Annotated in this window: 5 protein-coding genes; 1 reads left to right on the plus strand and 4 read right to left on the minus strand. The window is 76.0% G+C overall.

The features are described from left to right. Positions 1 to 594: formyltransferase family protein (locus tag LQ222_RS25875; RefSeq protein ID WP_305800041.1), on the plus strand; the 594-nt coding region annotated here is incomplete at its 5' end. Positions 595 to 960: 366 nt separating this feature from the next. Here LQ222_RS25875 and LQ222_RS25880 read toward each other — a convergent pair. The 4 genes from LQ222_RS25880 to LQ222_RS25895 all read right to left on the minus strand — a co-directional run bounded on the left by LQ222_RS25880 (position 961) and on the right by LQ222_RS25895 (position 6,019). After that, on the minus strand, positions 961 to 2,478 hold the full coding sequence (locus LQ222_RS25880) for an LTA synthase family protein (RefSeq protein ID WP_230169764.1): 1,518 nt from the start codon (positions 2,476 to 2,478) through the stop codon (positions 961 to 963). After that, positions 2,475 to 3,251 carry an SDR family oxidoreductase gene (locus LQ222_RS25885; RefSeq protein ID WP_230169765.1) on the minus strand — a complete coding sequence of 259 codons (777 nt, stop codon included), beginning with the start codon at positions 3,249 to 3,251 and terminating at the stop codon, positions 2,475 to 2,477. Before LQ222_RS25885 ends, LQ222_RS25880 begins: the two co-directional genes overlap by 4 nt. Next, positions 3,251 to 4,483 (minus strand): capsule biosynthesis protein, encoded by a 1,233-nt coding sequence (locus LQ222_RS25890; RefSeq protein ID WP_230169766.1) that lies wholly within the window; start codon positions 4,481 to 4,483, stop codon positions 3,251 to 3,253. Before LQ222_RS25890 ends, LQ222_RS25885 begins: the two co-directional genes overlap by 1 nt. A gap of 318 nt (positions 4,484 to 4,801) precedes the next feature. After that, on the minus strand, positions 4,802 to 6,019 hold the full coding sequence (locus tag LQ222_RS25895) for a beta-3-deoxy-D-manno-oct-2-ulosonic acid transferase (RefSeq protein ID WP_230169767.1): 1,218 nt from the start codon (positions 6,017 to 6,019) through the stop codon (positions 4,802 to 4,804). Positions 6,020 to 6,203 lie beyond the last annotated feature (184 nt).

Genomic DNA, 6,203 nt, shown 5'->3' on the forward strand with positions numbered 1-6,203 from the left:
CGGCTGCTGCGGGCGCGCCCGCGCGGCCCGCTGGCGGCGGCGGCGCGCGCGCGCGGCGTGGCGCCGGTGATGCTGGACGACGTCAACGCCGCGCCGGCGCGCGCGATGCTGGCGGCGGCGCGGCCCGACGTGATCGTGACCTGCCATTTCGACCAGATCCTGGGCGCGGACACGATCGCCGTGGCGCCGCGCGGCGGGCTGAACCTGCACCCGTCATTGCTGCCGCGGCATCGCGGGCCGATGCCCTGCTTCTGGGCGGCGGCGGAGGGCGGCGATGCCTTCGGCGTCAGTATCCATCGCCTGGCGCCGCGCATCGATGCGGGCGCGCTGGTGGCGCAGCGCGCGATGGCGCCGCCGGCGGGGGCCAGCGTCTCGGCCGTGGCGCGCAGGCTGCACCTGGCGGGCGCCGCGCTGCTGGCCGATGCGCTGGACCGGATCGCCGCCGGCGACGAGGGCGGGCGCGAGTTGCCGATCCTGCCCTATTGCCCCTTCCCCGATCGCGCGGCCCTGGCCGCGGCGGCAGGGCGCGGCGTGCGGCTGGCGGGGGTCGATGACCTGCGCGCGGCCCGCGCCTTGGGCGGCGTGGCAGGGTAGGGCATTGGCTGCCGGCGGCCTGCCTGCCCGACCGCCGGCATCGCCGTGTGCGTGGGCCTGGAGGGCGGGCGGTGGCCAGGCGCGGCCGCCAGGCGACGGCGTCGGGTGATCCGGGCGACGATGCGGGCGGAAGCCATGACCAGGAGCCGTTGCAGCGCGCCAGGGCGCGCGGAAGCGGATCCAGGACGCCGGGGCTATCGCCGAATCGCAGGCGGCGCTCGCCATGGGTCGAGGGCGCGCGGCGCGGGGTTGGGGATGCAGGCCGCGGCACCGGCCGTCGCCGCGGCCTGCACGGCATCGACAGGGCAGGCGGACGCGCCTGCGGATCGGTCGGGCGCATCGAGGCGAAGCGCGTCGGACTGCACGCTACGGGCCGGCAATGCCGATCGCGCGCCGCACGGCGCGATGCAGGGCGGCGGCATCGAGGTCCTGCTGCGAACCCTGCCCGGTCACGTCGCTGCGCCAGATCAGGTAGTCGGTGTCCGTCGCCGCGCGCGCGGCCGGCAACGACGGGCGATGGTCGCCGAACGCAACGAGGACGACCGGGCGTGCGCCGCGCCGCGCCGCATCCGCCACGGCGCCCAGCATCGCATCGGTCGCCGCCATCCGTGCCGCCCAGCCGGCGGCCGGGTCCGGCCCCGGCCAGGGCCCATGCGCCGCGACGCTGATCGCATAGAGGAACAACGGATCGGCCGCCGCCGCGAGTGTCGCGGCAATGCGGGCGCCGAGCGCGGCATCGGTGACCAGGCCGTGCGCGCGCGGCGCATCGGCGAAGGCGGAAGCGTCGTCGAAACGCTCGAAGCCCAGCGCGGGCAGCACGCGGTCGCGCCCGAAGAAGCGCCCGTCATACGGGTGCAGGCAGGCGGTGCCCCACCCCGCCCCGCGCAAGGCCCAGGCGAGCGATGCGACGGGCGCGCGCGCGAAGCGGAAATACGGGTTGAAGCGGTCGAGCCCGAGCGCGGCGTCGTCCAGGCCGGTCAGCACCACGAATTCCGTGCGCATGGTGTTGGCGCCGAAGCCCGGCACGGCCAGGCGCCCGCGCGCCAGGCCGCCGGCTGCCAGCGCATCCCAGCAGGGCAGCGCCTGCGCGATGCCGAGCCGCCGCGGATCGCAGAAGGATTCGAGTTGCAGCAGCACCAGGTGCGGCCGCCCCGCGCCCGGCGGCATCACCGCCGGCGCTGGCGGATGCGCGGCGCGCCGGCGCGGGCGCTCGACCGCCGCGATGCGCGCGTGCAGCGCGAAGGCGGCGAGCATCCCGAAGCGGGCGGCGTCGCGCGATGGGTCGCGCGCCAAGGACATGTCGCGCGCTGGGTCGTGCGCAGAAACCGGATCGCGCGATGTGTCGTGCGGCAGCCGCGCATCGCGCGATGGGTCGAGCGGCGGCATCGCCTCGCGCACCACCGCACCGTCGCGCAGCAGAACCAAGGGCCGCAGCACCAGCAGCGCCAGCGCGCCCGCCACGCACAGCAGCACCCCGCGCGCCGCGCCGCCCAGCGCCACCGCCGGCTCCAGCACCACCACCGCGACGAAGGCGGCAACACCCGCGCCGATGCCGCCCACCACCACCGCGCGCGGCACGAAGGGCAGGTAGAAGCGCGGATGCGCGGGCACCTGCCACAGCAGCCCGCCATCGGTGAAGGCCAGCGGTTCGCGCAGCGCCGCGCGCTTCGCGCGATCCGCCACCGCGAGGAACAGGCAGGCTCCGCCGACCAGCCCGCCCGCCAGCACCGGACGCGCGGCCACCGCCAGGATCGCGCAGAAGGCCGCCAGCAGCGGCGCCGCATCCAGCAGCATCCAGGGCGTCACGCGCGCGCCGCGGCGCAGCCACCACCAGGCGGGCAGCGGCAGCAATGCGCCGGCCAGCAGGTGCAGCGCGGCGCTCACGCCTCGGGCGCGATGCGGAAGCGCATGCGGCGCACCGCCCAGTCGGACATCCCGGCCGGCAGCGCATCCAGCACGCGCAGCAGGACAGCCAGCGGCAAGGGGAAGGCGCAGCGGCGCGCGCCGCGCAGGATGGCGGCGTGGGTGATGTCGGCAGCGCGGTCCAGCGTCATGGCCAGTGGCCGCCGGCCCTGCCAGCGCGACCCCATGGCGCTGTCGAAGAAGCCCGGCAGCACCACGGTCACCGCGATCCCGCGCGGGCCGAGCGCCGCGCGCAGCCCCTCGCCATACACCCGCAGCCCGGCCTTCGAGGCCGCATATCCCGGCGCATCCGGCAGCCCGCGATAGGCCGCGACCGAGGCGACCAGCGCGATCCGCCCGGCGCGGCGCGCGCGAAACCCCGGCAGCAGCGGTTCGATCGCGTGCATCGCGCCCAGCAGGTTCACCGCGACCTGCGCCGTCGCGCCGTCCAGCCCTTCCGCATCACCATCGGGGCCGGTGCCACGGGAAATGCCGGCATTGGCGATGATGGTGTCGAAGGGACGCTCGGCCTCCCAGGACGCCAGACGCGCCGACATCGCGGCGGCATCGCGCACGTCGATCGCGGCGGTGGCGACCTCGGCGCCACGGGCAGCGCAGCGCGCGGCGGTCACGGCAAGGCCCTCCGCCCCGCGCGCCACCAGGCGCAGCGCCACGCCGGGTGCCGCGCAGCGTTCCGCCAGCGCGGCACCCAGCCCGCGCGAGGCACCGGTGACCAGGATGCAGCGCGGCGGCATCACTGCGCCGCGGCGGCGGTCGCGGCGAAGGCCGGGCGGTCGAGCCGCTCGACGGCATTCGCGACGGCCTCGATGACCCCGGCCTCGTGGAAGAAGCCGCCGCGGATCAGGCAATGCGCGGCCAGCACGCGGCGCAGCGCATCGACCAGCGCGGGATCGGGCGGCGCGGCCTCGGTCCAGAAGCGGTCGAGCCCGTGCTGGAAGGTCAGGCCGGGCATGTCGTACAGCGCACGGCCCAGCACCACGACCGGCTTGCCCTCGCGCAGCGATTGCAGCCCGGCGGTGCTGTTGACCGTGACCACGCCGGCGGCGGGGGCGAGCACCGGGCCGAAGGGCAGTTCCGGCAGCCACAGCAGGCGGTCGCCCACCCCCGCCGCCGTCGCCGCGCGCTGCGCGACGCGCCCCCAGTCGGTCAGCCCGTTGTCGAGCGGGTGGCCCTTCACCGCCAGCAGCGCATCGCGCGGCGCATGCGCGGCGAAGGAGGCGACGATGCGCGCGATCGCATCGCGCAGGCTGGGAAAGGGCGAATGCAGCCGCAGCTGGAAATCGCCTTCGAGCTGCAGCGGCAGCACGAAGACCGGGCCGCGCCAGGCTTGCAGCGCCGCGAGCTTGCGCCGCGCCGCCGTGCGCAGCACCGGGCGGCGGGCGCCGCGCCACAGCCACCCGGCATATTCGTGGAAGGCGTTCCATTGCCGGTGCGTGCGCCAATGCGGGAACCGCCCGCGCCCGAGCAGCGTCGCGACATTGTAGCGCACGTCGTCCGAGGCACGCCGCAGGAAGGAGCCGGCCGAAAGCGTCTCGGGCGCCGCGGCCGGCAGGCCATGGGCCAGCGCGCGGATGCGCGCGGGGTCGCGCGGGAGCGGCGAATTGGCGTTCACGCCGCCCTGTTCGAGCGTGATGTAGCCGGGGCGCAGGTAGGCTTCCTCGAAGACCCAGGCCGCCAGGCCGCGCTGCCTGGCCAACGCGATCGCCGCGACATGCAGCGGGCGGCAATCGCTGAACATCACCAGGTCGGTGACGCCATGGGTGTCGATCAGCGATCCGAGCGCGGCGGGCCAGTCGGCGGGCGCGCCCGTGAAGTCGGTGGCGTTGGGGCGGCGCCAGAACAGCCGGTCGCCGGCGTTGAAGTTCACCCGGTGTACGGCATGGCCGCGCGCCGCCAGCGCGTCGCCCAGCCGCACGAAGACATGCGTCGCCAGGCCCTGCAGGAACAGGAAGGAGCGTCGCGCCATCAGGCGCGCTCGATCGGGAAGGGCGCCATCAGGCGCGCTCGATCGGGAAGGGCGCCATCAGGCGCGCTCGATCGGGAAGGGCGCCATCAGGCGCGCTCGATCGGGAAGGGCGCCATCAGGCGCGCTCGATCGGGAAGGGCGCCATCAGGCGCGCCGCTTTTCGAAGCGCGCCATCGGGCGCGGTCCTGCGCGACGGGCGCCATCGGGCGCGCTCGATCGGAAAGGGCGCCAGCAGGCGCGCTCCGGTGCGAAGCGCGCAGTCTGGCGCGCGCCGGCGCGATGGGCACCACCGGCCCGCGCCCTGCCATCGCGGCGCCGTCATCCGCGCCCCCGCAGCCAGCGCGCCATCGCGCGCCCCTGCCAGCGGCGCAGGCGCGCGATCATGCCGCCCTTCCAGGGTGCGGCCTCCGCCAGGCGGTCCAGCAGCGCTTCGGGCGGGCACGGCAGCTCGGTCACCGGGTCCTGATAGCGGGGATAGAGGATCAACGCACCTGCCACCAAATCATCGATCGTGAGCCGGCGCACGCGCCGTCCGATCGGCGCGCGGTCCTGCGTCAGCCCCCAGCCGGCATAGAAGGGCCGGCCCCAGCAGGTCACGGCGCGGCCGCGCAGCAAGGCCTCGAAGCCGGTCAGCGAGGTGATGGTATGGACCTCCTCCACCTGGTCCAGCAGCGGGGCGATGGGAACATGCGCCAGCACCACGTCGGCGAGGCCCCGCGCCTGGTCCGCCGGCACGCTGCCGCGCCGGTAGCCGGCCTCGACATCCGGGTGCGGCTTGAAGGCGATGAAGGCGTCGGGCGCCGCCGCCCGCACCGCGCGCAGCAGGTCGAGGTTGCCGCGCACCCCGCCGGCGGCGCCGCGCAGGATCGACAGGTCGTCCTCGACCTGGCCGGGCACCAGGATGCGCCGGCGGCCGGGGGCCGGCGGCAGCACGGGCGCCGCGCCGCCCAGGTTGTACTTGGTGATGCCACGCGCCACCAGCGCCGCGCGCAGCGCCGCCGCGCGGGCGACCAGGCCGGGCGGAAACGCCGCGGTGGCCAGCAGGATCTCGAGGTCGCTCGGCCCGGCCGGGTCGAAATAGGGCCGCCGCGCGTCGATCGCGAGCGACGCCGCCGGCAGGAACCCGGCCCCGAGGCCGGCGGAGCGGATGAACCCGTCCTCGACCCAGGCCACCGGCACGCCGGCGGCGGCGGCGCGCGCGCCCAGGTCGGCCGGCGCGCGGCTGGGCCAGGCGGCGATGGCACCGCCACGGGCCAGCGCCTGCGCCACCGCGTCGCGCGCATTCCGCGCGAAGCCCGGCGGCCCGGCGGCCGAGGCCAGCGCGCTGCCCATCCGCCGCCGCTTCCAGAAGGCGATGCCCAGGCAGACGGCGATGCGCCGGTTGGCGGCTTCCTCCGCCCGCCAGGCGCCGAGCAGGTCGATTGCCTGCTCCAGGGCGATGGGCTCGGCGCGGACCGGGTCGGCGCAGCGCGCCGCGGTGGCGATCGCCGCCCAGATGGCCGTGCCATCGGCGGGGTCGCCGCCGGGGCCGCGCACCTCCAGCCCCGCCAGGATGGCGGTCAGCGCGGTCGGGCCCGGCAGCGCGTGCAGGGCCGTGGCCGCCTGTGTCTCTGATACACATCTGACGCTGCCGACGATATGCAGTGGGTAGATCGCGGTGGTCGCCGGAACTTTAAATAAAAAACATCTGTAAAGGCGAAGTCGTTATACATGGATCACA

The sequence above is a fragment of the Roseomonas sp. CECT 9278 genome, from assembly GCF_918698155.1.
In the GTDB taxonomy this organism is placed as follows: Bacteria; Pseudomonadota; Alphaproteobacteria; order Acetobacterales; family Acetobacteraceae; genus Neoroseomonas.